Source organism: Sphingomonas sp. PP-CC-1A-547 (assembly GCF_003610375.1).
In the GTDB taxonomy this organism is placed as follows: domain Bacteria; phylum Pseudomonadota; class Alphaproteobacteria; order Sphingomonadales; family Sphingomonadaceae; genus Sphingomonas.
In genome coordinates, this window is record NZ_RAPZ01000014.1 from 110599 (window position 1) to 137422 (window position 26824).

Genomic DNA, 26824 nt, shown 5'->3' on the forward strand with positions numbered 1-26824 from the left:
GTCAGAACGAGAAGCGGACGCCGACACGGTAGATGCGCCCGACGATGTCGTACAAGGCCGGGTTGGCGCTCTGCGGCGACGCGGCCGGGTCGTGATCGAAGACGTTGTCGACCTTAAAATACCCGGACACCTGTTTGGTGATATTATACGTTCCGCCGACGTCGAGATAGAACGCGCCGGGCATGAAGTTGCGGTCGATCGTCGGCGCGGTCGTGGTCGATTTGGGGCAGGTTCCGGGCGCGCAGACGACGTACTGGTTGCCGTAATTGCCGTCGCTGAACCAGCGTTCCTGCACCGTCAGGCTGAAGCGGTCGTTGCTGAACGCCTGTACCGCAAGCAGCTTCCAGCGCGGGGTGGCGCCGAGGTTGACGCCGGCGCCGTCAGTCGGAATCGTCCCCGGCAGGCCGGTATCCGTGACGAACTTCCGGATGTGCGTCGCCAGGCCGCGGAGCGTGAACGTCCCGTCCACACCGAGCGGGCGCCGCCACCGATAGCTTGCCTCGATATCGAAGCCGTCGGTCTTGATCGAGGCGAGATTGAACGCCTGCGTGTTGATGAAATTGGGGCCAGCGGTGTTGTTGAGATTATACGCGCTGCAGGTTTCGGGCAGGATGTTGCGGAAGCACAGGTCGACGATCTGCGCGGCGCCGAGGCTGGAGATCACGTCGGTGACCTTGATGTTGTAGTAATCGACCGAGGCGCTGAACCCCGGCAGCCAGGACGGGTTGGCATAGACCGCGCCGACCTCGGTATTGCGCGCGATCTCGGGGGTAAGTGCCGGGTTGCCGATCGCGTTCTGGATGGCCACGACGTTGACGTTGCGCGCAGGGTCGAGGAAGTTGGGCAGCGTCGTCGTCACCGGAGCGGCGAACAGCTCGGACAGATTGGGTGCGCGAACGTCGCGCGATGTGACGCCACGCAGGCGAAGTCCGTTGAGCGGCGTGTCCCATGTCCCACCGATCTTCCACGTCCAGACACGGCCCGACGTGCTGTAGTCGGTGATGCGGGCCGCGCCGTTGATGTTGGCCCTGCCCATCATGTCCGACTTGAACAGCGGGACGTCGAGCTCGAGGAACGCTTCCTTGACGTCGTAGGCGCCGGTGCCGTTCTTGTAGTTGCCGGCATACCAGTTGTTGCCCGCGGTTAGCAGCGTCGGGTCGGCGGGGTATTCGCTGGTATTGGGACTGATCGCGGAGACGCCGGCGCCGTATGCGTCCGCGCGGACCTTGTAGAATTCCTTGCGATATTCGCCGCCGAACGCGACCGACAGGGGACCGGCCCAGAGTTCGACGGGGGTGCCGGAAAAGGCGAGGCTCGCGACGTCCTGCGTCAAGTGGAGGCGCTGGATCGGGCCGTTCTCGGGCTGGACATACCGGCGTGCCGACTCGGACGGAGTCGCGCCGCCGATGATATTGAGCGGGATACAGCCATTGGCGCGCGCGACCGGGTTGGCGCAGACGATGGCGCCGTTGAGCGTGATCGCCTGGATCGCCTGGTTGAAATGCGGCGTGAGGACGATGTCGTCGACGTCGATCGCGGTATCGGTGATGCCGCGCTCGTAATAGGCATCATAAGTCCAGGGCGACCCACCGATATCGAACTTGCCCTTCAGGCCGCCGACGACACGGTATTGGCGGCGATCGGTATGGACGATGGTGTTCGGCAGGATCGCGACGCTGGCGCCGAACTGGAAGTCCGTGATCCCTGCGGTCGCACATGCCGCCTGGATCGACGCCGGGACGAACGGGTTCGCGCACTGGAGCCTCAGGCCGGGTCGGTTGGCCCCGTTGGTTGGCTGGTTGTGAGTCTTCACCTGCCCGACATTGACGCTGACATAGACCTCGTTGTCGGTCGCAAAGTCGTAGCCGATCCGACCATAGCTATCGATGCGCTGGATCGCCGACTGCAAGGTGCGGCCGGTATCGATGTTCCCCGACAGGTCGCCGCCGACGCAGAAGCCGGGCAGGCAGCCTCGGACCGCGCCGGAATTGTCGCGGGCGGGCACGCCATTCGAGCCATATTGGAACTGGAAGGGGCGGCCGCTCTGGTCGAACGCGGTGCCCTGCAGCGGACCGGCGGTGATGAGGCCGTATTTGGTGAAGTTATACGGCTGGGCGAAGTCGCGCAGGACATATTGCGGTGATCCGTCGTCGACGACGTTGCGGTTGATCATCGTCGTCTGCGTGAACCAGTCGCGACCACCGGCGAGGTCGGTGCCGAAATCGCCGGGGCCGACACCTGCTTCCTTGGCATATTCGCCGCTGACGACGAGGTGGAGTCGATCGTTCAGGTAGCTCCGTCCCGCGGCAAGCTGGATCAGGCCCTGGCCGTCGTCGCCGTAGTTGGTGATGCCGCCCTGGATGTTGCCCTTGAAGCCCTGGAAATGGGTGTCAGTGATGAAGTTGACGACGCCGCCGACCGCGTCGGATCCATAGGATGCGGACGCGCCGCCGTTGACGATGTCGACCCGCTTGATCAGCAATTGCGGGAGCAGGCTGACGTCGGTCACGCCGGTATAATAGGCGCCGACGACGCGCTGGCCGTCGACCAGAGTGAGTGTACGGATCGTGCCCAGGCCGCGGAGCGAGAACGAGCTCAGGCCCTGCTGGCCGCTCGACGTGCTGAACGTGTTGGTCGTCGAGCCGCTCGATCCCTGCAACGACGGCAGCTGCGCGATCGTCGTGAAGACGTTGGGCTGCGCGTTGTTCTGGATGTCGGCTTCGCTGAAGACCGTGGTCGGCGTCGGGGCGGTAAAGCCGCTCGACTGGATCCGGGAGCCGGTGACGATGATGTCGGCGGTTCTGACGGCCTCGGGTTCGGCGGGCCTGGGCGTCTCGGCGAGCGGCTCTGGGGCGGTGACGGTGTCGGTGGTTTGCGCTGGGGCGGCCTGTGCGAAAGACGGCGCTGCGTATAGCGAGAGGATGAGCGCGGCGATGCTGCTCGATCCGGCGATGAGGGTTCGCCGTTGCCGTGTAGTCGGACTGGAAACGGTAGAAATCGAACGTGCGGCCGCCGCTAAACGCGATGTCTCTTGCGCCCAAACGCTGGCGCGGACGTGAGCCGACAGAGTCGTGATACTGGAAACCATTGCATCCTACCCCCTTTTTAGGCGCGCCGATTTACCGGCGTTCCTGCAGCGTCATCCCGCAACTCGATGTTGCTGTTTGATAACGTTACCACGCAACAATGCGTCGACATCGTGGAGGAGTCAATACTCATACTATCGGTGGCGTAGGGTGGAGGTCGTCGACGTCCGCAGAAACGGCGAATGGCGTTAAGGCGTGGCGTCGTCCTGTGGCGGCGACGTGGACTGTCGCTTGACGATTTCGTGGTCCAATACCCGGTCGGCGCGCTTGGCGAGTGTTCTCGGCGGCGTGGCGATCTCCGCGACCAGCAGGCCGAGCGCTTCTGCGGCGAGGCGGCGGACCGGCTGGTGCACCGTGGTCAGCGGCGGCCACAGCATCACCGCCGCGGTGGTATCGTCGAACCCGACGACCGTCAGTTCGCGGGGTACGTCGAGCTGTCGCCGATGCGCGACCGACACGACGGCGGCAGCCATGTCGTCGTTGCTCGCGAAGATCGCGGTGGGGGGCGGATCGGCCTGGAGCAACTGGTCCCCGGCGGCGAGTCCCGAGGCAAAGCTGAAATCGCCCTGCGCGATCGTTGCGCGAACGCCCGGATGTTCGCGCACCGCGGCGTAGAAGCCGTCGAGCCGCTTGAGACTGGCGACCTGGTCTGGGTTGCCGACGACGAACCCGAGCCGGCGATGACCCATCGCGATCAGCTCGCGCGTCATCTCGTACGCGGCGAGACGATCGTCGATACGGACGCAGATCACGTTGTCGACATCGTGCGCGCCGACCGCCGCCACCGGCACGCGCGCCTCGCGCAACACGTCGAGGACCGCGGCGGACTCGCTCAACGGCGGCGCGCAGATCATGCCGGATATGCCCGATGCGACCAGATTCTCCAGCGCGGCGGGGCTCGGTGGACGGCCGTCCTCGCCCTTCAGCAGGATCAGGCGCGCGCCGCGGATCGAGGCCTCCTCGAACACGCCGGTGAGGAAGTCGCTCATGAACGCGGCGCTCGGGTTGGCGTAGATCACGCCGATCTTGAGCTCGGTGGACGTGACTAGGCTGCGCGCGGCGAGGTTCGGCGTGTAGCCAAGCGCGTCGATTGCATCCTGGACGCTGGCGCGCGTGGTCGGATCGACGCTGGCGCGGCCGTTGATGACGCGCGACACCGTCATCGGCGATACCCCGGCCTGCGCGGCGACATCGATGATCGTCGGGCTGCGCGAGCGCCGAGCGCGTTCCTTCACACCGATCCCTTCAACCCCGCCCGACGATCGTCACGTCGAGCCCCTCAATACGAACCATACACTTCGAAGCGACCTAGACCTTTGGCCCCGCGATGCAAGTTGGTCGGATCTCGACCAGAGTATGCCGACACGCCGAACGTCCATGTTGACGTTATCATTAGTCTGCGTAATGTATCTAGATATGCGCTGCGACATCGGGGTCGAACCGGCGCGTCGCGATCATCGCCGCAATGGCGAGCACGCACAAAAGGGGAGAGGTCGATGAAACCGGTCGTCGCAGCGTTCGTCCTGTTCGCGGGTCAAGCCACGGTCTCGGTCTCAGCCGAGGCGCAACGGGCTCAGCCGATCGCCGTCCGGATCGACGCAACGGCGCGGTCTGCGGCGGTCACACCCTATGAATACGGCATGTTCATCGAACCGATCGGCGGACTCGTCGCGCGGACGCTGTGGGCGGAGATGCTCGACGACCGCAAATTCTACTACCCGATCGGCCCCGCCGCCAGCGACGCGCCACCACCCGTCAACGCCGAAGGGCGGCCCGGTGTCCTCTACCGCAAATGGCGCCCGATCGGCGGCGACGCGGCCGTGACGATGGACACGCAGCATTCGTACGTCGGTACGCAGAGCGCGCGGATCGCGGTGTCCGCCGACCATGTCACCGGCATCGGCCAGAGCGGGATCGAGGTCGTCCGCGGCCGGCGGTATGTCGGCAAGCTCAGGCTGAGTGGCGAGCCAGGCGTGGCGGTGACGGTGGCGTTGGTTTGGGGCGATCGGCCGCAGGACCGGCAGGTCGTGTCGTTGCCGACGCCGGGCGCGGACTGGAGCGAGGCCAGCTTCGCGTTCACGCCGACCGCGGCGGCGACCGATGCACGGCTGGAGATCACAGGCACTGGCACCGGCCCCGGCGTTTTTCGGGTCGGCGTGGTGTCGCTGATGCCGGCGGACAACGTCAATGGCTGGCGCGCGGATGCGACCGCGATCGCGAAGTCGCTGAACTCGGGCTTCTGGCGCCTACCTGGCGGAAACTTCCTGTCCGACTGGGATTGGCACGAGGCGATCGGGCCCCGCGATGCCCGCCCGCCGATGTTCGATCACGCCTGGAGCGCGATGCAGCCGAACGATCTCGGCATGGACGAATGGATGGACCTGACGCGTATCCTGGGCGTTGAACCCTATGTCACGGTCAATGCCGGGCTGGGCGATGCGAACTCGGCGGCGGAGGAGGTCGAATATCTCAACGGCGCGGCGACCTCCGAATGGGGCGCCAAGCGTGCGGCGAACGGTCATCCAGCACCCTACCGCGTCAAATGGTGGAACATCGGCAACGAACCGTTCGGCTGGTGGCAGATCGGCAAGACCTCGCTCGATTATTTCATGATCAAGCACAATGAATTCGCGAAGGCGATGCGCGCGAAGGATCCGTCGATAACGCTGATCGCATCGGGCGCGATGCCCGACCAGTTGCATCCGAAGGGCGTGCAACAGAACTCTTCGATCGAAAGCATCCAGGCGAAGTTCGGTACCGAGGAGGACTGGACCGGCGGCTTCTTCGCCAAGGCATGGGGCAATTTCGACGGCATCACCGAGCATTGGTATGATCGCGCGGAGAAGCGACCCGATGCGCCGGCCGCCGACGAACTGATCGAGTTCGTCCGTTCGCCCTCGAACCATGTTCGCATGGAGGCGGAGGAATGGGCGATCTACGAGACGAAATTCCCGAAGATCCGCGCTGCCAAGACGTTCCTGTCGATCGACGAATATGCGTACATGGCGGGGCCGCCGACGCTGAAATCCTCGCTGGCCTATGCGATGGTGTTCCAGGAGATGCTCCGCCACACCGATTTCCTGACGATGTCGGCGTTCACGACCGGCGTCTCGACGATGGACATCTCACCATCCGCCGCGACCCTCAACGCCACTGGCACCGTATTTAAACTGTACGGCGAGCATTTCGGCGCCGGGACGGTTCCGCTGAAAGTCGATGGCGATGTACCGCAACCAGAGCCGAAGTATCCGGTCGGTCATGCGCATCCCAAGGTGCGCGCGGGCAGCCCGACCTATCCGCTCGACGTGATCGCGGGGCTGTCGCGGGACGGCACCAAACTGCGCGTCGCAGTGGTGAACGCGACGTTCCGGCCGCAGCGACTGAACCTTGCGCTTTCCGGCATGAGGCTGCGCGGCGGCGGCAGGCGCTGGGTCATGACCGGCAGGACGGTGGAGGCGGCGAACACGATCGCCTCCCCGAACGGCGTGAGGATTACAGAGAGCAAGGTGGCGGCGACGCGCACCGTGATGGTACCCGCGACCTCCGCAGCGATCTACGAGATGCCGATCGCGGCGGCGCACTGAGCCGGACCGCGACCGCGCCGCGCGTGGCTCCAGTTGCTCTCGACCGCAATTCGACGCGTTTTTGCAGCAGCAATGCTTGCCTAAGGCGAGCGTCGGCGGCTACCACGCGATGATAACGTTACCGAGGGGGTGAGGGTGCGGCGCTTCAGGAATATCCGCTGGACCATCATCGGTCTGTTCGTGGTGGCGATGGTCATCAACTATCTCGCACGCAGCGTGCTCGGCGTCGCGGCGCCGGCGATCATGGCCGAGCAGCATATCAGCGCCGCCGAATATTCCTGGATCACCGGCGCATTCCAGATCGGCATCATGTTCCAGCCGCTCGCCGGCTATGTGCTCGACGTGGTCGGGCTGAAGATCGGCTTCACGCTGTTCGTCGCACTGTGGTCGCTGATTACGATGGCGCACGGACTGGCGACCGGCTGGATGGGGTTTGCCGGCTTGCGCGGTGCACTGGGGCTGGTCGAGGGATCGGCGCAGCCCGCGGGCATGAAGCTGGTGGCCGAATGGTTTCCGGCACGCGAGCGCGGCGTCGCGGGCGGCATCTATCAGATCGGTGCCTCGTTCGGCGCGGTGTTCGCGCCGCCGTTGGTGGCCTGGGCGGTGCTCAACCATAGCTGGCGCGCAGCCTTCTTCATCGCCGGTGCGCTCGGGCTGGTGTGGGTGATCGCCTGGCTATTCTGGTATGCGCCGCCCGCAAAACATCGACGGCTGTCGCCGGCGGAACGCACGCTGATCGTCGAAGGGCAGGAGGCATCGCTTGCCACGCATCGCAAGCGTCCCCCGCTCGGCGAACTGCTGCGGCGTCGTAACCTGTGGGCGATCGCGGCGGCGCGGTTCCTCGCGGATCCGGTGTGGGGCATGCTGTCGTTCTGGATGCCGCTATACCTCGTGCAGGTGCGCCATTTCGATCTCGGCCAGATCGCGATGTTCGCGTGGCTGCCGTTCCTGGCGGCGGACCTCGGATGCCTGTTCGGGCCGATCGTGGTGGCGTGGCTGCAACGGCGCGGCGTCGACCTGATCGATGCGCGGCGTGGCGCCTTCACGGTGGGTGCGGTGCTGATGACGGGGATGATGTTCGTCGGCACGGTGACCAGCCCGATCGCGGCGATCGCGCTGCTGTGCCTCGGTGGTTTCGCGCACCAGACGCTGTCGGTGACGGTCATCACGCTGTCGTCGGACCTGTTCCCGCAGGATCAGGTCGCGACCGCGACGGGGATGTCGGGCACCGCCGCCAATCTCGGCGTACTGATCTTCACGCTGGTGCTCGGCTCGATGGTCGCGGAGGTCGGCTACCAGCCGTTCTTCATCCTGCTCGGACTGCTCGACCTGGTCGGCGCCGCACTCCTCTGGGTCCTGATACGAAAGCCCGCATGACCATTCGCAACCCGATCCTTCCCGGCTTCAATCCGGACCCGTCGATCGTCCGCGTCGGCGACGATTACTACATCGCGACCTCGACCTTCGAATGGTACCCAGGCGTCCAGATCCACCACTCGCGCAACCTTGCGACCTGGCGGCTGGTGACGCGGCCGCTCAACCGCGCGAGCCAGCTGGACATGCGCGGCAACCCGGACTCGTGCGGAGTATGGGCGCCGGACCTGAGCCATGCGAACGGCCGGTTCCACCTGATCTACACCGACGTGAAGCGTTACGGCCAGACCACGATCGACGGTGCGCGGGGCGCGTCGCTGCGCGATTTCCATAATTACTGGGTGACGGCGGAGCATATCGACGGGCCGTGGTCCGATCCCGTCCACCTCAACAGCAGCGGCTTCGACCCGGCGCTGTTCCATAACGATGACGGGCGGAGCTGGCTGCTCAACATGCTGTGGGACCACCGGCCGGGCGGGCGGCGCTTTGCCGGGATCGTCGTGCAGGAGATCGATCTCGCAACGGGTGGCATGCTCGGCGACCGTCGCATGATCTTCGAGGGGACGTCGCTTGGCTTCACCGAGGGCCCGCACCTCTACAAGCGCGACGGCTGGTATCACCTGCTGGTCGCCGAGGGCGGCACAGAGCGCAATCATGCCGTCGTGATGGCCCGGTCGCGGTCGCTGTTCGGCCCGTACGAGGTGCATCCGGATGGCCCGGTACTGACCGCGGCGGGGAAGCAGGGCGCGCCGTTGCAGCGGACCGGGCACGGCGATCTGGTCGAGACGCCGACCGGCGAAACCTGGATGGTGTATCTGTGCGGGCGACCGCTGCCCGTCAGCGATCGATGCGTGTTGGGACGCGAGACCGCGATCCAGCCGATGCGCTGGGGCGAGGACGGCTGGCTGCGGACGCTCGACGGCGACGCGAGTCCGGCGTCGGTCGTGGAGGATGGCATGGCCTTGGCCGCACCCGAACCGCGGCGCGATCGCAGCGCGTTCGATACCGCGACGCTGCCCGAGGCCTTCCAGTGGCTGCGTACTCCGGATGCCGACCGGTTGTTCAGCCTGACCGCGCGGCCCGGTTATCTGCGCCTCTACGGCCGCGAGACGATCGGGAGCCATTTCACGCAGTCGCTGGTCGCGCGCCGGCAGCAGGCGATCGCCTACGCCGCCGAGACGCTCGTCACGTTCGAACCGCGTCACTTCCAGCAGGCGGCGGGGCTGGTCTGCTACTATAATTCGACGAAGTTCCATTACCTGCACGTCACCGCCGACGACGATGGCCGGCGTGTGCTCCAGGTGCTGTCGGCGATACCGACCCCGCTCGGCAGCAGCGTGATCACCCAGCCGATCGCGATCGACGCGGGACCGATAGGACTGCGGGTCGAGGTGGATCGCGAAAGCCTTCGCTTCGGATACCGGTGTGCGGGATCGAGCGCGTGGACTTGGCTCGCGGACCGGTTCGATGCGAGCATCCTGTCCGATGAGGCGACCCTGCCGGGCCTGCCCAACTTTACCGGCGCCTTTGTCGGGATGGCGTGCCAGGATATGTCGGGCGCGGGCGAACCGGCCGATTTCAGCTATTTCGAGTATGTCGAAGCCGGCGGCGACTGAGCGGACTGAACGCGGCGTCGATCCGCGTTCAATCCGTGACCACTGGCCCAGTCTTACGCCGCGATCTTCAAGTCCTGCATCACGTCGGCGGTGATCGAGAGGCTCCGCTTGCGCGCTTCGTGATCGTAGATCGCGCTGGTCACCATGACCTCGTCGACGCCGGTCCGCTCGACGAACGCCGCGATCCCGCGCGCAACCTTGGCCGGACTGCCGACCGCCGAGCATTGCAGGACGTGGTCGAGGATCTGGTTGCCCTGCGCACCGAGCGACTCGCGGTAGCCGGCGAGGGGGGGCTTCATCTTGCCGGGGTTGCCGGTGCGGAGCGCGACGAACGACTGTTGCTGCGAGGTCGCGAGCAGTTCGGCTTCCGCATCGGTCTCGGCTGCGAAGACGTTGAAGCCGGCCATGACGTGGGGCTTGGCGAGGCGCGCAGAAGGGCGGAAATCGCGGCGGTAGATCGCCAGTGCGGCATCGAGCGCGTCGGGGGCGAAGTGCGAGGCGAACGCGTAGGGCAGGCCGAGCGCGGCGGCCAGTTGTGCGCCGAACGTGCTGGAGCCGAGGATCCACATCTCGACGTCTGCGCCTGCGCCCGGGGTCGCGACGATGCCGGTCTGGCCGTCGTTGGCGAAGTAGCTTTGCAGCTCCATCACGTCCTGCGGGAACGCGTTCGCGTCTGTTTCCAGCGTGCGGCGCATCGCGCGGGCGACGCGCTGGTCGGAGCCGGGCGCGCGGCCGAGACCCAGGTCGATGCGGCCGGGGAACAGCGCGTCTAGCGTGCCGAACTGCTCGGCGATCGTCAGTGGCGCGTGGTTGGGGAGCATGATGCCGCCCGAGCCTACGCGGATCGTCTTCGTGGCGGCGGCGATGTGCGCGATCACGACGGCGGTTGCGGCGGACGCGATGCCGGTCATGCCGTGGTGCTCGGCGACCCAGTAGCGCTGGAACCCGACGCTCTCGGCGTGCCGCGCGAGGTCGGCCGCGTTGGCGAGCGATTGGGAGACGGTGCCGCCTTCGATGACGGGGACCAGATCGAGCAGGGAATAGCGTGTCATGCGGCAGAGATAGGTACCGAGCGGTAGCTTATCCAGTGTTTGGGTCGAATGGTTTGTTTGGCTTCGGCTCCCCTCCCTGGAAGGGAGGGGTTGGGGGTGGGTCGGGTTCCGCATGTTCGCAGGGTTGTGGCTCGATCGGGCCGACCCACCCCCGGCCCCTCCCTTCCAGGGAGGGGGGAAGAAGTTAGAAGCCCAGGCTGTAGCGCATCGCCATGCCGTAATCGTTGGGCAATGCCGCGAAATTGCCAGGGTCGCGGCGGAAGAACAGGTTGGTGTCCAGGCCGCCGCCGAACGCGGGGACGCCGTAGCGCATCTCGACATCGAGTTCGCGGCCCTGCGGGGCGAGGTTGAGGCGCTGCGTGGTCCAGTCGGTGACGGTGTTGCTGGCGTAATCGAAATACGTTGGCAGTCCGAGGTCGATCCCGCCGCGCGCTACGCGCAACGGTTGTGCGATGCGGAGGCCGAGCGTGTCGTGCCCGAACACGCCGTCCTTGCCGATGTCGGCGGCGAGGGCGTTGGTGCGGACCAGGCCGTCGCCGCTGAGACCGCCGCGGACGGCCGCGCGGGTCCAGCCCTGGCGCATCGATCCGCCGATGCTCCAGCCGCTCCCCGCATCGAACCGCGCCTTCGTATCGACGAACCACGTCGCCGCGCGCGTCCCGCCGAGCGCGGCGTCGAAGCGTGCGCCGAGGACGGTGTCGCGCTCGTCCATCCGTGTGGCGGCGACCATCGTCGACAGCGCGCCGAAGCGTCGATCGACTGCAAGCGAGACGCGGTTGTAGCCCGAGCGTTGCCAGCGGCCGCGCAGGCGGAGGTCGTTGTCACGTTGCGTCAGGACGTCGCCATTCTCGATGCCCGCGGTGAAGCCGAACCCGCCGACGCTCTGCCGCATCGCGCTGGAGGCATGAATGCTGCTGTCGAAACCAAGGCCGCCGGTGTTGGCGATCAGGAAGGCGGGTTCGGACTGGCCCGACAACTGTGCACTGAGCGCGCCCGATCCTTGTGCGAAGCCGAAGCCGAACGACAGCGTGCTGCCGAGCTTCTGCGTCACCATCCCGGCGATCGCGCGCGCGCTGGTCGCGTCGGCGGTGGAGAGCGAGGTGCGATCGAGCGCGACGTCGCCGTTCGCGCGCGGCGCTAGCGTCATCGATACGGTCATGTTGCCTTGCGCCAATGCGACCGTGCGGAATCGCGACTGGAGCGCGCCACCGAGCGAGCGTTCCGGGCTGCGGCGGGCGATCGTCTTGGCGAGGTCAATCGCGAAGGCGCGGCTGTAGCCGTCGAGGATCACCGCGCCGAGTTCGCCCTGGGTTGCGTCGCCCATCGGCGCGGACAGGCTGGCGTTGCTGATCGTAGAGACGACCGCTTTCGATCCTGCGATCGAGGTCGTGCCGAGCGGCTGGAACGCGCGCGTCAGGTCGAGCACGCCGTTGCCGTAGACCGCGTCGACTCCGGGCGCGCCGGCGTCTCGCGCGCTGCGAAACAGGATGTCGACGATCTGCGCGCCGGTCAGGTTGGGGAAGGCTTGGGCGAGCAACGCCACCGCGCCGGAAATCTGCGGCGCGGCGAACGACGTGCCCGACCAGAGATAGGCGGTATCGGTCGCGTCGGGCGCACGGACGCTTTCGCCGACCGCGGTTAGGAAGTGCGCAGCGCCGGTCCCCGCGCGGTCGCTGAAGGTGGATATTCCGTTGCTCGCGCCGACCGAGCCGGCGATGATCACCTGGTTGCGGCCCTGTGCTTCGCCGGCGACGTTGGTGAACGGATCGGGATTGACCGAACCGTCATTGCCCGCGGCGATCACGACGACCAGCCCGGCGGCAGTCGCGCGGCCGATCGCGTCTTTCAGGCTCTGCGGCATTTCGGAGCCGCCGAGCGAGATGTTGACGACTTTCGCGCCTGCCGTGCGTGCCGCATCGAGCCCGCGGGTGATCGCGTCGGTGCCGAACTTGCAGCCCGAATCCTCGTCGTCCTTGCTGGCGGTGGCGCAGGTGCCGGGACGATCGGCGCGCAGGACGATCAAGGTCGCGTCGAACGCCACGCCGTGCGAGCCGCCGCCGTTGCGGCGGCCGGCGAGCGTGAAGGCGACCGCGGTGCCGTGGCCGCCCTCGTCGTCGATCGATGCGTTGCCGGCGACGTCCTGCGAGGCCGACGAGACCCGGCTGCCGAACTCCTGGCTTTGCAGGTCGATACCGCTGTCGATCACGCCGACGCCGATCCCCTTGCCGGTCGCGCCGACGTTGTACGCGGCCAGCGCGTTCATCGAGACCGCGCCGACGGTCGCGCGATATTCGCTGGTGTCGTTGCTGGACGGCGTGGGGGCGGGCGCCGGTGCAGGGCTAGGCGTTGGGGCTGGCGTCGGAAGCGGCGTTGGCGTCGGGGTGGAAACGGCGGGAGGAGCCGGCGTGCTGTTGATGCCGCCCCCACCGCCCCCACAGGCGGCGAGCAGCAGGCCGCTTGCCACTGCCGCCGATCTCAGCAGCCCCGCCTTCGTGCCGCGCATGCATCCCGCCCTTTTGTGATTTCCCGTAACGTACTGGAATGCAAAGTCTTACGCGATCGTAAACATCGGCTATCGAGGTCGGCAGCGTCGCACCCCGCTTGTCGCCGCGCGCCGTGGTCCGTAGAGGTTCCGGCCGATGCTTGCCCGCCTTGACCCCCGCCTTGACCATGTCCGCAACTGGATCTTCGATCTCGACAACACGCTGTATCCGGCGAGCGCGGACCTGTTCGCGCAGGTCGACGCGCGGATGACCGGGTTCATCCAGGATCTGCTGGGGCTGGAGCATGACGAGGCGCGGCGCGTGCAGAAGGGGTATTTCCACAATCACGGCACGACGCTGTCGGGGTTGATGGCCGAGCATCACGTCGATCCGCACGCGTTCCTGGCGCATGTCCACGACATCGAGATGGACGTGTTGGAGCACGACGCGCCGCTGGTCGCCGCGATCGCCAAGCTGCCGGGGCGAAAACTCGTCTTCACCAATGGCGACAAGCCCTATGCGCTGAGGATCCTCGACCGGCTCGGGCTCGGCGAAAGCTTCGAGGCGATCCACGATATCCACGCGATGAACCTGATGCCGAAGCCGCATGCGTCTGCCTATGCCGGGTTCTGTGCCGCATTCGATATCGACCCGCGGGAGTCGCTGTTCGCCGACGACATGGCGCGCAACCTGACGCCGGCCAAGGCGATCGGGATGACCACCGTGTGGATCGACAACGGCTCCGAGCAGTCGCCCGACGTCGCCCGCGATCACATCGATTTCACCGTGCCGGTGCTTGCGCCATGGCTCGAAACCATCCTGGAGACATCATGACCTTGCAGACCATCATCGACGCCGCCTGGGACGACCGCGCGAACCTTGGCCTCGATACGAAGGGCGAGGTTCGCGACGCCGTCGAGTCCGCGCTGGCGATGCTGGACGCAGGGACCGCGCGCGTTGCCGAACCGACCGCTGATGGCTGGCAGGTCAACCAGTGGTTAAAGAAGGCCGTGCTGCTCTCGTTCCGGCTCAACGACAACGTCGTGATCGACGGCGGTTCGGCGGGGTCCCCGGGGTTCGACAAGGTGCCGTCGAAGTTCTCGAGCTGGGGTGAGACCGAGTTCCGTACGGCTGGCATTCGCGTCGTTCCCGGTGCGGTCGCGCGGCGCGGGAGTTTCATCGCCAAGGGTGCGATCCTGATGCCGAGCTTCGTCAACATCGGCGCCTATGTCGGCGAGGGGACGATGGTCGATGCCTGGGCGACGGTCGGGTCGTGCGCGCAGATCGGCAAGAACGTGCATCTGTCGGGTGGTGCCGGCATCGGCGGCGTGCTCGAGCCGTTGCAGGCGGATCCCGTCATCATCGGCGATGGCGCCTTCATCGGCGCGCGCGCGGAAGTGGCGGAGGGCGTCCGCGTCGGCGAGGGCGCGGTGCTGTCGATGGGCGTGTATCTGGGCGCCTCGACCAAGATCATCGACCGCGCGACCGGCGAAGTGTTCAAGGGCGAAGTGCCGCCCTATTCCGTCGTCGTGCCGGGCTCGATCGGTGGCGGGGACGGCAAGCCGGCCTTGTATTGCGCGGTGATCGTGAAGCGTGTCGATGCGCAAACGCGTTCCAAAACCTCGATCAACGACCTGCTGAGGGACTGATCGGGTCGACAACCCGGCGGGCGCTGCCTATCCGGGTCGAAACATACCGAGGAGATAGACTTTGACCGCTGCTGCCAGCCAGGTTCTCGACCGCGTACTCGTCCTCGAAATGGTCCGCGTGACCGAGGCGGCGGCGATCGCCGCCTCCACGCTCGTCGGGCGCGGTGACGAGAAGGCAGCGGATGCAGCGGCGGTCGAGGCGATGCGCGAGGCGCTCAACTCGCTGTACATGGACGGCACCGTGGTGATTGGCGAGGGCGAGCGCGACGAAGCCCCGATGCTGTTCATCGGCGAGAAGGTCGGCTCGGCGATCGGCAAGGGCCCGAAGATCGACATCGCGCTCGATCCTCTGGAAGGCACGACGATCTGCGCGACCGCGGGGCCGAACAGCCTCGCCGTGCTGGCGATCGCCGAGGAGGGCGGGCTGCTCAACGCGCCCGACGTCTACATGGACAAGATCGCAGTCGGGCCGGGCTATCCTGAGGGCATCATCGATCTCGACAAGACGCCGACCGAGAACATCAACGCCGTCGCCGCCGCCAAGGGCGTGCCGGCGCGCGACCTGATCGTGTGCGTGCTCGATCGTCCGCGTCACGAGGCGCTGATCGCGGAGCTGCGCCAGGTCGGTTGTGGGATCATGCTGATCGGTGACGGCGATGTCGCCGGCGTGATCGCGACGTCGGATCCCGAGACCACGGTCGACGTGTACATGGGGTCGGGTGGCGCGCCAGAGGGCGTGCTGGCGTGCGCGGCGCTGCGCTGCGTCGGGGGCCAGTTCAAGGGACGGTTGCTGTTCCGGAACGACGACGAGCGTGGGCGTGCGGCGAAGTGGGGAATCACCGATCTCGACAAGCAGTATGACCTTTCGGAACTGGCGAAGGGCGACTGCATCTTTGCGGCCACAGGCGTGACGGATGGCTCGCTGCTGGCGGGCGTGAAGCGGAAGAAGGGCAAGATGACGACGGAGAGCGTGGTTATGCGCGCGTCTTCGGGGACGGTGCGGTGGGTGAAGGGTGAGCATCGGACTGATTGATTGGGCGACCATCGCAGTTGGAAAGTAAGCTCCACCCCGGCGAAGGCCGGGGCCCAATTGGGGAACGCCGCTAACGGAGCGATGCGCTTAGTTACTCTGGACGTTCCAATTGGGCCCCGGCCTTCGCCGGGGTGGAGCGATGGGTTAGGCTGGTGACCCAACCACCATGTGTCCCCGCGTAGGCGGGGACCCAGACTGGACTCCCGCCTTCGCGGGAGAACAAGGTTAGGGAGGTATGCGTATGATCCTTCCCAACGCCCTTCTCCTCGTCACGATCATGAGCCTCGTCTGGTTCCTCAAGGGCGACCTGCTCGGCTACCGCCGGATCAAGCGCCTCTCCGACACAGCATCGCGCGAGAAGACCTACCGCCTGTGGATCGCCAAGGCCGCGATCGGCTTCGTCCTGCCGGCGGTGATCGGACTAGCCCTGCTCGGCCGCCTCGACGCGCTCGTCACCGTGCCGCCCGAGTTCGACGCCCTCCGCACGCTCCTTCCCAGTTTCGAAGGCTACAGCCGCGTGGAACTGCTCGGCATGATCGGCGGCAGTGCGCTGGGTGGCCTGATCATCGGCGCGGTGCTCGCGACGCGGCGCAACTGGCGTATCCTCAAGACGATCGGCAATGTCGGCTCGCTGCTTCCCCGCAACCGGCAGGAGATCGCGCATGCCGCCGCCATGTCGATCGCGGCGGGCGTGTCCGAGGAGCTCGCCTTCCGCCTGTTCCTGCCGCTGCTGGTCGCGCTCGTCTCCGGTAGCGCGTTCGTCGCGTTCGGTGTCGCGGTCGCGGCGTTCGGCGCGATGCATCTGTATCAGGGGCGGGCGGGCGTGATTGCGACCACGCTCGTCGGCGCGCTGATGGCGGCGGTGTATCTGATGACTGGGGAGCTGTGGCTGGCGATGGTCCTGCACGCGCTGATCGATCTCAACTCGCTGGTATTGCGCCCGATGTTGACCGGAGCGTGGCGCGCGGCTTGACTTCGCACCCGCGGGTTCGTCCAATCGCGGCACGGTCCACGAAGGGAATTCCATGTTGCGTCACGCCCTCCTGCTCGCGCTTGCCGTCACCGTAGCCGTCCCGGCCGCCACGCTCGCGCAGACCGCGCCGCAAACCGTGACCCAGTCGCCCTTCACGTTCGAAGAGGTGATGGTGCCGATGCGTGACGGGGCGAAGTTGCAGACGGTGATCATGCGGCCGCGCGGCATGACCGGGCCGCTGCCGATCCTGCTCCAGCGAACGCCCTACGGCGTGCCCGATGCGCCGTTTCCCACCGCCGATCGCTTCGCGCCGTTGATGAAGACGGCTATGTGTTCGTCTTCCAGTCGATGCGCGGGCGGTTCAAGTCCGACGGGGTGTTCACGCTGTCGACTGCGGTCCATCCGAACGATCCGAAGGCGGTCGACGAGGCTACGGACGCCTATGATACGGTCGGCTGGCTGGTGAAGAACGTCCCCGCCAATACTGGTAAGGTCGGCATGTGGGGCGTGTCCTATCCGGGGTTTGCCGCCGCCGTCGCGCTGGCGAACCCGCATCCGGCGCTGAAGGCGGTGTCTCCGCAGGCGGCGTGGATCGATTACTGGCAGTCGGACGATCTGCACCGCAACGGCGCGCTGCGGTTAAGCTATGCGACCGACTGGGTGTCGTCGCTGCAACTCGACAAGACGAAGAATTCCGACTTTGCGTATCCGAGCGATACCTACGACTATTTCCTCAAGGCCGGCTCGGCGGAGGCGATCGACCGGAACGTGTTCAAGGCGCGCGTGCCGATGTTCACGTCGCTGCTTGATCGCCCAAATCACGATGCGTTCTATACCGCGCAACGCTGGACCGATGCGCTGGGCAAGACGACCGTGCCGACGCTGAACGTCGCGGGGTTCTGGGATCAGGAGGATCCGTGGGGATCGTGGCAGATCTACGCGCGTCAGAAGCGCAACGATCCCAACCACCTCGCGCAGATGGTGGCGGGGCCGTGGCGGCATGGCGGGTGGCAGGGGGTGGCGGATCACCTCGGACCGATCCCGCTTGGGACGGCGAGCGGCACGCAGTTCCAGGAGCAGATCCAGGCGCCGTTCTTCGCATACTGGCTGCACGGCAAGGGGCCGCGGCCGGACTTCGCGGCGAAGATGTTCCAGTCGGGGTCTAACGTGTGGAAGACCTATGCCGCCTGGCCTCCGATGGGCGCGAAGGCGACGGAGCTGTATTTGCGTGCGGACGGTAGCCTGTCGTTCACCGCGCCGGCCGCTGGCGAGGCATGTCGCGACTACGTGTCCGATCCGGCGAACCCGGTGCCGTTCCGTCGGCGACCGATGTCGGCGACGTATGCCAGCCCGGACTGGGCGTGGTGGGAGGCGGACGATCAGCGCTTCGTCGATCACCGGCCCGATGTTCTGGGGTATGTGTCGGAGCCTTTGACTGCCGACCTGACGGTGACGGGGGCGCTGTCGGCCACGTTGCAGGCATCGACCAGCGGGACCGACAGCGATTTCGTGGTGAAGCTGATCGATGTGCTGCCCGACGATACCGAGTCGATGACGGGGCGTAGCCTTCAGCCAGGCGACTATGCCCGGACGCTCAACGGGTATCAGTTGCCGATCGCGATGGAAGTGCGGCGAGGGCGGTTCCTGGCGAGCGATACGGCGCCACAGCCGTTGGTGCCGGGGAAGGTGGTCGCGTGGGACGTGCCGCTGCGTGACCACGATCATGTGTTCAAGGCGGGGCACCGGATCATGGTGCAGATCCAGTCGAGTTGGTTCCCGATGATCGACCGCAACCCGCAGTCGTTCGTGCCGAACATCGGGCGGGCGAAGGCGGGCGATTACGTGAAGGCGACGCAGAAGGTTTGCGTAGGCTCGCGGATTACGTTGCCGGTCATGCGCTAGGGTCTGCGGACAGCTGCCCACCCCGGCGGAGGCCGGGGCCCAGTTGGAAAGGTCGCGGTAACGGAGCGCGGTCCTTCGTTATTACCGTCCCCCAACTGGGCCCCGGCCTCCGCCGGGGTGGTGCTCTCTGGCGTCCAGATCAGTTCTTCATCCGCCAGCCGGTCTTGAAGATCCAGGCGATCGCGATCAGGCACACGGCAAGGAAGCCCGCCGTCACCGCGAGGCTCACCCCGACCGCGACGTCGCCTACCCCGAAGAAGCTCCAGCGGAAACCGCTCACCAGGTACACGACCGGGTTGAACAGGCTGAAAGTCCGCCAAGGCTGGGGCAGCATGTCGATCGAGTAGAATGCGCCGCCGAGGAAGGTCAGCGGCGTGATCAGCAGCGCGGGGACGAAGTTCAACTGCTCGAAGCCGTTGGCCCACACGCCGATGATGAACCCGAACAGGCTGAACGCGACCGCGGTGAGGATCAGGAAGGCGATCATCGCGAAGGGGTGTTCGATGCGAAGTGGCACGAAGAACGAGGCGGTGGCGAGGATGATCAGCCCGAGGATCACCGACTTGGTGGTCGCAGCGCCGACATAGCCGATCACCATCTCCATCGCCGAGACGGGCGCCGACAACAGCTCGTAGATCGTGCCGGTGAATTTGGGGAAGTAGATGCCGATCGACGCGTTCGAGATGCTCTGCGTGAGCAGCGACAGCATGATCAGGCCGGGGACGATGAAGCTGCCGTAACCGACGCCGCCGACCTGCTGCATCCGGCTGCCGATCGCGCCGCCGAAGACGATGAAATAGAGCGAGGTCGTGAGGACGGGTGTGACGAGGCTCTGCCACAGCGTGCGCAGCGCGCGCGCCATTTCAAAGCGATAGATCGCCCAGATGCCATGGGTATTCATGCGCGTTCTCCGACGAGATCGACGAAGATGTCTTCGAGGCTCGATTTGCTGGTTTCGAGGTCCTTGAAGCCGATGCCGAGTTCGCTGAGCTTGCGGAGCAGCGACGGGATGCCGGTGTGATCGGCCTGCGCGTCGAATACGTAGCGGAGGCGCTTGCCGTCGTCTTCCAGCGAGAGGTCCCAGTCGGCGAGTTCCGGGGGAAGCGCCGTCATCGGGTCCTGGAGCGCGATGTCGAGTTCGCGCTTGCCGAGCTTCTTCATCAGCGACGCCTTGTCGTCGACAAGGAGGAGCTTGCCCTTGTTTATCACACCGACGCGGTCGGCCATTTCCTCGGCTTCCTCGATGTAATGCGTCGTCAGGATGATCGTCGTGCCGCCCTGGCGCAGGCGGTGGACGAGCTTCCACATGTCGCGGCGTAGCGCCACGTCCACGCCCGCGGTGGGTTCGTCGAGGAACAGGATCTCGGGCTGGTGCGCGAGTGCTTTCGCGATCAGTACGCGGCGTTTCATGCCGCCGGAGAGTTCGCGGATCTTCGCGTCGCGCTTGTCCCAGAGCGAGAGGTCGCGGAGCACCTGTTCGATGTACGCGCTATGCCCCGAGCGGCCGAACAGGCGGCGGCTGAAGGTGACGGTGGCGAGCACCGTCTCGAACATGTCGACGTTGAGTTCCTGCGGGACGAGGCCGATGCGGCTGCGGGCCTGCTTGTAGTCGCGGATCGCGTCGTAGCCCGCGACCTTGATCGTGCCGGCGGACGGCGTGACGATGCCGCAGATGATGCTGATCAGCGTCGTCTTGCCGGCGCCGTTGGGGCCGAGGAGGGCGAAGATCTCGCCCTTCTGGATGTCGAGGTCGACGGGGTGGAGGGCTGTGGTGCCGCTCTTGTAGGTCTTGGTGACGCCCGCGATGGACAGGATCGGTTCGGTCATTGGCACCCCTTTTTGTGAGGGGAAGATGGGGGTGGGGGGGGAGGAATGATAGGGCTTCCCTCCCCTTCTTGTTCTCCCGCGAAGGCGGGAGCCCAGACTGGGTCCCCGCCTTCGCGGGGAAACAAGGAGAGGAGCGGTTAGCCGGCGCGGGCTGCCGCTACGGCTTTCTGGAGGTCTTCCAACGGCAGCGCCCCCGACAACACGCGGTCGCCGACCACCCAGCTCGGGGTGCCGGTCATGCCGAGTTTGGCGGCGGTTTCCATGTTCTTGGCGATTTCGGCGTCGGCGGTCTTGGTGAAGCTCGCCTGCGTGGTGTCGACTCCGGCCTTGCTCGCCGCGGCGGCGATCGAGGCGTCGCTGACCGGGCCGCCGGCGTAGAGCGCGTCGTGGAAGGTGGCGAACTTGCCCTGTTGTGCGGCGGCGAGGCTGGCGCGGGCGGCGATGCGGCTTTCGGCGCTGAGGATCGGGAGTTCGCGGAAGACGACGCGGACTTTCGGGTCGGCGGCAATCAGCTTGGCGATCATCGGCAGGCTCGCGCGGCAGTATCCGCAGTTATAGTCGAAATATTCGACGAGCGTGACGTCGCCCTTGGGATTGCCGGCCCAGGCGCTGCCGAACGGCGTGACGATCGCGTCGCGGTTCGCGGTGACGGTCTTGCCGGACTCGCGATCGCGCAGTTTCTCCATCGCCTCGGGGAGGATCTCGGGGTGCGCCAGGACATAGTCGTGGACGATCGATTCGACCTGCGCGCGCTCTACGCCGCCGCCTTGGCGGTCATAGCCCCAGACCGCGAGGCCTCCGATGACGGCGCCAGCGACTGCGATTGCCGGGAATGTGAGTTTGCTCATTTGCGGCGCTTATACTGCTTGGGGTTGTCGTCCATCTCGTTCTGCGCGGCCATCGCGATATCCTGCGCGCGGATCCAGTCGGTGGTGTTGGCCGGGATGTTCGCCAGCGCATATTGCGCGCTCGCCGAGGCGGTCCGCATGTCGCCGCCCATGCTGGCGCGCTCGGCGGTGGCGAGCGCGGCGCGCGCGGTATCGCCGGTCAGTTCGTAGACGGTGCCGAGCTGCATCCAGGCGAACGGGTTCTGGTCGTCGCGACCGACCGCGGTACGCAGGACCCTGGTCGCTTCGGGGTAGTTCGCCTTGTTCTCGGTCGCGATCAGCGCGTGGCCGAAGGTGGTGGCGATCAGCGGATTGTTGCGCGAGCCTTCGGTGGCTTCGCGTAAGGGAGTCAGCGACTCGACCGGCTTGCCCGCTTCGAGCAGGATCTGGCCCTTGATCTCGAGGAAATACGGGTCGGTGGGCTCGGCCTTTACCAGGGCGTTGGCTTCGGCGTCGGCTTTGTCGGGGTAGCCGGCTTTGTGATACGCATAGGCGCGGGCGTAGTGCGCGTAGATCGACTGGTTGCTGGGCGGGTAGGCCTGCAGCGTCTGGTCGGCGGGCATGACGTAGCCGGCGAGCTTCGCCTTCACGCGGCGGAAGCGTTCCTCGAGCGCGGCGTCGGGCTTGTTCGCCCAGGCGGGCGAGGCTTGCAGGTCGGCGGTGAGCGTCGCGACGCGCTCGCCCGAGAGCGGATGCGACTGCATGAAGGGATCGATGTTGGCCGTGCCGAAGCGATATTCCTGCTGCTGCAATTTCTTGAAGAAGCTGAGCATGCCGCGGCCGGAGACGTTCGCCTCGCGCAGGAATTTCGCGCCGGTCGCGTCGGCGGTCGATTCCTGGACGCGGCTGAACGAGAGGTAGCTGCCCATCGCCGCCTGCTGACCCGCGGCCATGATGCCGGCACCTGCCTCGCCGCTGCCGGCCGCCATCGCGGCGAGGCCGAGGACCATCGAGAGCAGGTACATGCCCATTGCGGGCTTGGTGCCGCGGTCGGCGAGGACGACGTGGCCGTCGGCGATGTGGCCGAGCTCGTGCGCGATGACGCCCTGGACTTCGTTGGCGTTGTCCGCGGCCTGGATCAGGCCTGAGTGGACGTAGACGGTCTGCCCGCCGGCGACGAAGGCGTTGATCGACTCGTCGTTGATGAGGACGACCTTTACGTCGCGCGTCGAGAGCCCGGCCGCCTTGATCAGCGGGTTCGACATCTCCGCGAACATGGTTTCGGTCTCGGCGTCGCGGAGGATCGACTGAGCCTGGAGGGGCGTCGTCCAGAGGAGGAGGGCGGTGGCTGCGGCGGCTACGAAGCGCTTCATATTACGGGGTATCGTCGATTGGGGGCGGGGGGGCAATGGTCGTGCGGTCGGGCGTGCGGTGGAGTGAAGTACAGGAAGTGCAGACGCTGGGAGCGGTTTTGCGGTTGGTGGGGAGTGTTGGTGGCATTGGGGGAGGGGAGCAGGGTTTGGGTGTGTAGGACAGGGGTTTGGGGGGGGCTTGATAGGTTGCTGCGCCGTCTATCGGCCACTTCGCCGGCTATCGGTTTCCTCCCTGACTATCAGGGTACCGCCCCGGCGGAGGCCGGGGTCCAATTGGGGGACCGGGCTAACTGAGGGTGGTGCTTCGTTATTGCCACCTTTCCAATTGGGCCCCGGCCTTCGCCGGGGTGGTGTTGGGTCGGGGGGAGTTCGGCGTGCGTCACTACGGCGCTGGAACTCAAACCTCGTACCGCCCGCGTGGCTTGTTCACCCGCGAAGGCGGGTGCCCAGTCTGGGTCCCCGCCTTCGCGGGGAAACATGCTTTTGTCGGACGGAGCGTCTCACCGGTAGCTTCCGCTTCCCCACAAACGAAAACGGGCGCGGCCTTTCGGTCGCGCCCGTTCTTTGGTCACGGCGTTCGGCGTTAGCCGAAGGTGCGCTGCCACCAGCCGCGGCGGGGGGCGCCGTCGGGGTCGTCGTTGGCGCCGTCGTTGGCGTCCGAGGTCGCGACGTCCTGGGGTTGGACTTCGGCCTTGGGCGGGGTGGTTGCGATCGGCTCGGCGAGGGGCTCGCTGGTAGGCGCCGCGTCGCCGGCTTCGACGATCGGCGTCTTCCGTGGGCGACCGCGGGGCTTGGCGACCTTGACGGGGGCTTCCTCGACGACCGGGGCTTCCACGACTGCATCCGACGCCTTGCGGCGCGCACGCTTGGGCTTGGGCGCCGACGCTTCGATGGTTTCGGCGGGCGTTGCGCTCACCTCGTCCATCGTCGCTTCCGCAACCGCTTCGCGACGGCGACGACCGGGCTTCGGTGCAGCCGGCTCGGCCGCGACGGGCTCCGGAGCGATCGGCTCAGGAACCACGGGCTCCGGTGCAACCGTCTCGGCGTCTGCTTCGACCGCGCGTGGCTTGCGACCACGACGCGCCTTGGGGGCTGCATCGGCGACCGCCTCAACGATGTTCGCCGCAGCGGCTGCCGCACGGGCACGCGGACGACGGCGCATCTTCGGACCCTCGGCGACTTCCGCCACCGGAGCTTCCTCGACGACTGGCTCGAATGCCGGCTCGTAAGGCGGCTCGGCGTAGGTCGACTCGACCGGCTCGTACGCTTCCGGCTCGGGAGCCTCGGCGATCAGCTGGGCATCGTCGACGCTGCTGACGGCGACCGACTGGCCATTCTCGGCACCCTGCTCGTTGCGGCGACCGCCACGACGTCCCCGACGACCGCGACGACGACGGCCTTCGCCCTCTGCGCCATTGGCCTGCTCGGATGGCGCACCAGCCGAGACCAGGTCGCCACCGCCGACTTCGACGATGTCGCCCTCGACCTCGTCGATCTCCTCGACGTTGGTGTCGGCGTCCTCGAAATTACCGTCCTCGTTGACGCCCTCTGCCGCACCTTCCTCACCGGGACGTGCACGACCGCGACGACCGCGACGACGACGACGCTTCTTGCCGCCTTCACCGTCCGCATCGCGAGCCTCACGCGGCGCACGCTGCTCGCCATTGCTCTCGCGGGGCTCACGACCCCCCTCACGACGGCGCGGCTGCTCGGCCTCGGCCTCCTCGACTTCCTCTTCCTCGATCTCGTCCTCGATCTCCTCGGGGAGGTCGTCCTCGTCTTCCTCGATGATCTGGACGAACTTCGGGGCGTGCGCGGGCGGCGGGCCGCTGGCCTCGACCGTCATATGCGCGCCTTCCTCGTCCTGGCCGGGGATGATCTCGACGATCACGCCGTAGCGATCCTCGATCTCGGCGATGTCGGCGCGCTTGCGGTTGAGGATGTACACGGCCGCTTCCTGGCTCGCGCGCAGGGTGAGCAGCGAGCCGCGACCACGCGCGGCCTCGTCCTCGATGAGGCGAAGCGCGGAGATGCCCGACGACGACGCGGTGCGGACCAGGCCGGTGCCCTCGCAATGCGGGCAGGCGCGGGTCGACGCTTCGAGCACGCCGGTGCGGAGGCGCTGGCGGCTCATTTCCATGAGGCCGAACGACGAGATGCGGCCGATCTGGATGCGCGCGCGATCGTTCTTGAGCGCCTCCTTCATCGCCTTCTCGACCTTACGGACGTTGGAATTGTTGTCCATGTCGATGAAGTCGATGACGACGAGCCCGGCCATGTCGCGCAGGCGGAGCTGACGGCCGATTTCCTGCGCGGCCTCGAGGTTGGTCGCGGTCGCGGTCTGCTCGATCGAATGCTCGCGCGTCGACCTCCCTGAGTTGATGTCGATCGAGACGAGCGCCTCGGTCGGGTTGATGACGAGGTAACCGCCCGACTTCAGTTGGACGACGGGGTGGTACATCGCGGCAAGCTGATCCTCGACGCCGGCGCGCTGGAACAGCGGCACGGGATCGGCGTAATGCTTGATGCGCCGCGCGTGCGTCGGCATCAGCAGGCGCATGAACTCGCGCGCCTGGCGATAGCCGTCCTCGCCCTCGACGATGACCTCTTCGATTTCCTTGTTGTAGATGTCGCGGATCGCGCGCTTGATAAGGTCGCTGTCGCCGTAGACGAGCGCGGGGGCCGACGCCTTCAGCGTGGCTTCGCGGATGCCGTCCCAGAGGCGGGCGAGATAATCGAAGTCGCGCTTGATCTCGACCTTCGAGCGCTGCAGGCCCGCGGTGCGGACGATGCAGCCCATCGACGGCGGCAGCTGCATGTCGGCCATGATCGTCTTGAGGCGCTTGCGATCGCCCGCGTTGCTGATCTTGCGCGAGATGCCGCCGCCGTGCGACGTGTTCGGCATCAGCACGCAGTAGCGACCGGCGAGGCTCAGGTACGTGGTCAGCGCTGCGCCCTTGTTGCCGCGCTCCTCCTTGACGACCTGGACGAGCAGCACCTGGCGGCGATGGATCACGTCCTGGATCTTGTAGCGGCGGCGCAGGTTCATGCGACGCTCGCGCAGGTCCTCGACCGCGGCATCGTCGGCGCTCGGCTTGCGTTTCCGTCGCGGGGCTTCGCCGGATTCGCCGCCCTCGAGTTCTTCGGCAACGTCGGGGTCTACACCGCCATCGTCCTCGAAGCGCTCGATGTCGTCCTCGTCGTCACCCTCGTCTTCGTCCGAATCGTAGTCGGCGCGCAGAGCGGCTTCCTCGGCGGCGTGCTCTGCCTCTTCACGGAGCAGCGCGTCGCGATCTTCCTTGGGGATCTGGTAGTAATCGGGGTGGATCTCGCTGAATGCGAGGAAGCCGTGGCGATTGCCGCCGTAATCGATGAACGCCGCCTGGAGCGACGGCTCGACCCGCGTGACCTTGGCGAGGTAGATATTGCCCTTGAGCTGCTTGCGTTCGGCACTCTCGAAATCGAATTCCTCGATCCGGTTACCCTTGACGACTGCAATCCGGGTCTCTTCCCGGTGGCGTGCGTCGATCAGCATGCGCGTTGTCATTATAGATTCTCCGCGCGCGCGCCGGGCCTGTCGGCAGCCGTCGCGCGCTTGATGGTGGTGCGGTCGGGCACGGACGCCCGGACTCGCGGATGGTATGCGAAACTGCCTCTGCGCGAAGTGCATGCCGCGGGAACTCTCCCTGCGGCGCCCGCACGACCGCGAGTCCGTCGGCGAAGGCCGGTCGGAGTGCGGGGCGGGGGGAATGCGTCATTCGAGCGTCAACCTGAATTGCCGCGCCGGCGAGAATCCGCTGGCGGGCGTAGAGACCGGCGCGTCGCTGGTAAAATCCAGGCGACACACGGCTGTACGACAGGACTAGCACTGCATACCCGATCTCGCAACTAGCCCCGGAACCGTCGCTTTCACGGGCGTTTCGGCTCGAATTAGGGGCAGCGAGGCGCAGACTTGCCGGGGCGGCAGAGCCTTGCCGGCCAATACGTGGCAAACGGCAAATTAACCGCACTGCGCAACCGCGTCTTGTGATGCGAGGCGCTATCG

General features: G+C 66.5%; 17 protein-coding genes. 8 read left to right on the top strand and 9 right to left on the bottom strand.

Going from position 1 to position 26824, the window contains the following annotated elements; genetic code table 11:
• Position 1: 1 nt before the first annotated feature.
• Entirely contained in the window at positions 2-3088 is a 3087-nt protein-coding gene (locus C8J39_RS15760; RefSeq protein ID WP_183038019.1) for a TonB-dependent siderophore receptor, read from the bottom strand.
• Between the two features lie 186 nt (positions 3089-3274).
• Positions 3275-4321, bottom strand: a complete 1047-nt coding sequence (locus C8J39_RS15765; protein ID WP_120301329.1) for a LacI family DNA-binding transcriptional regulator — start codon at positions 4319-4321, stop codon at positions 3275-3277.
• A 261-nt stretch (positions 4322-4582) separates the two neighbouring features.
• On the opposite strand from C8J39_RS15765, the gene C8J39_RS15770 reads away from it, so the two are divergent.
• From C8J39_RS15770 to C8J39_RS15780, 3 genes are all read left to right on the top strand, one after another.
• Positions 4583-6670: an alpha-L-arabinofuranosidase C-terminal domain-containing protein gene (locus tag C8J39_RS15770; RefSeq protein WP_120301330.1), complete on the top strand. Its 2088-nt coding sequence runs from the start codon at positions 4583-4585 to the stop codon at positions 6668-6670.
• Positions 6671-6805: 135 nt separating this feature from the next.
• Positions 6806-8047 carry an MFS transporter gene (locus tag C8J39_RS15775; protein WP_243650189.1) on the top strand — a complete coding sequence of 414 codons (1242 nt, stop codon included), beginning with the start codon at positions 6806-6808 and terminating at the stop codon, positions 8045-8047.
• The gene (locus C8J39_RS15780) at positions 8044-9660 is read left to right on the top strand and encodes a glycoside hydrolase family 43 protein (RefSeq protein ID WP_120301331.1); all 1617 of its coding nucleotides are present in this window, start codon (positions 8044-8046) and stop codon (positions 9658-9660) included. Before C8J39_RS15775 ends, C8J39_RS15780 begins: the two co-directional genes overlap by 4 nt.
• Before the next feature lie 53 nt (positions 9661-9713).
• On the opposite strand, the gene C8J39_RS15785 is transcribed toward C8J39_RS15780, so the two are convergent.
• Together C8J39_RS15785 and C8J39_RS15790 are read right to left on the bottom strand one after the other, a co-directional pair.
• Positions 9714-10712, bottom strand: coding sequence for an LLM class flavin-dependent oxidoreductase (locus C8J39_RS15785; RefSeq protein ID WP_056065795.1), 999 nt, complete (start codon positions 10710-10712; stop codon positions 9714-9716).
• 184 nt (positions 10713-10896) lie between these two features.
• Positions 10897-13215, bottom strand: coding sequence for a S8 family peptidase (locus C8J39_RS15790; protein WP_120301332.1), 2319 nt, complete (start codon positions 13213-13215; stop codon positions 10897-10899).
• Positions 13216-13351: 136 nt separating this feature from the next.
• Here C8J39_RS15790 and C8J39_RS15795 point away from each other — a divergent pair, with 136 nt between their 5' ends.
• From C8J39_RS15795 to C8J39_RS15815, 5 genes are all read left to right on the top strand, one after another.
• Complete coding sequence (locus C8J39_RS15795; RefSeq protein ID WP_120301333.1) at positions 13352-14029, top strand: pyrimidine 5'-nucleotidase; 678 nt, start codon at positions 13352-13354, stop codon at positions 14027-14029.
• Complete coding sequence (dapD, locus tag C8J39_RS15800) at positions 14026-14844, top strand: 2,3,4,5-tetrahydropyridine-2,6-dicarboxylate N-succinyltransferase (protein WP_120301334.1); 819 nt, start codon at positions 14026-14028, stop codon at positions 14842-14844. The genes C8J39_RS15795 and dapD overlap by 4 nt, the downstream gene beginning before the upstream one ends.
• A 61-nt stretch (positions 14845-14905) precedes the next feature.
• Positions 14906-15877: a class II fructose-bisphosphatase gene (gene glpX / locus C8J39_RS15805; protein ID WP_056065803.1), complete on the top strand. Its 972-nt coding sequence runs from the start codon at positions 14906-14908 to the stop codon at positions 15875-15877.
• Positions 15878-16118: 241 nt separating this feature from the next.
• Entirely contained in the window at positions 16119-16850 is a 732-nt protein-coding gene (locus tag C8J39_RS15810) for a CPBP family intramembrane glutamic endopeptidase (RefSeq protein WP_165895257.1), read from the top strand.
• Between the two features lie 330 nt (positions 16851-17180).
• The gene (locus C8J39_RS15815) at positions 17181-18752 is read left to right on the top strand and encodes a CocE/NonD family hydrolase (protein ID WP_259457567.1); all 1572 of its coding nucleotides are present in this window, start codon (positions 17181-17183) and stop codon (positions 18750-18752) included.
• A 139-nt stretch (positions 18753-18891) separates the two neighbouring features.
• Here C8J39_RS15815 and C8J39_RS15820 read toward each other — a convergent pair whose 3' ends face one another.
• From C8J39_RS15820 to C8J39_RS15840, 5 genes are all read right to left on the bottom strand, one after another.
• Positions 18892-19653 carry an ABC transporter permease gene (locus C8J39_RS15820; protein WP_056065813.1) on the bottom strand — a complete coding sequence of 254 codons (762 nt, stop codon included), beginning with the start codon at positions 19651-19653 and terminating at the stop codon, positions 18892-18894.
• Positions 19650-20579, bottom strand: coding sequence for an ABC transporter ATP-binding protein (locus C8J39_RS15825; RefSeq protein ID WP_120301336.1), 930 nt, complete (start codon positions 20577-20579; stop codon positions 19650-19652). Before C8J39_RS15825 ends, C8J39_RS15820 begins: the two co-directional genes overlap by 4 nt.
• Positions 20580-20716: 137 nt before the next feature.
• Positions 20717-21427 (bottom strand): DsbA family protein, encoded by a 711-nt coding sequence (locus tag C8J39_RS15830; protein WP_120301337.1) that lies wholly within the window; start codon positions 21425-21427, stop codon positions 20717-20719.
• Positions 21424-22779, bottom strand: coding sequence for a M48 family metalloprotease (locus C8J39_RS15835; RefSeq protein WP_120301338.1), 1356 nt, complete (start codon positions 22777-22779; stop codon positions 21424-21426). The genes C8J39_RS15830 and C8J39_RS15835 overlap by 4 nt, the downstream gene beginning before the upstream one ends.
• Before the next feature lie 583 nt (positions 22780-23362).
• On the bottom strand, positions 23363-26326 hold the full coding sequence (locus C8J39_RS15840) for a ribonuclease E/G (RefSeq protein WP_243650186.1): 2964 nt from the start codon (positions 26324-26326) through the stop codon (positions 23363-23365).
• Positions 26327-26824 lie beyond the last annotated feature (498 nt).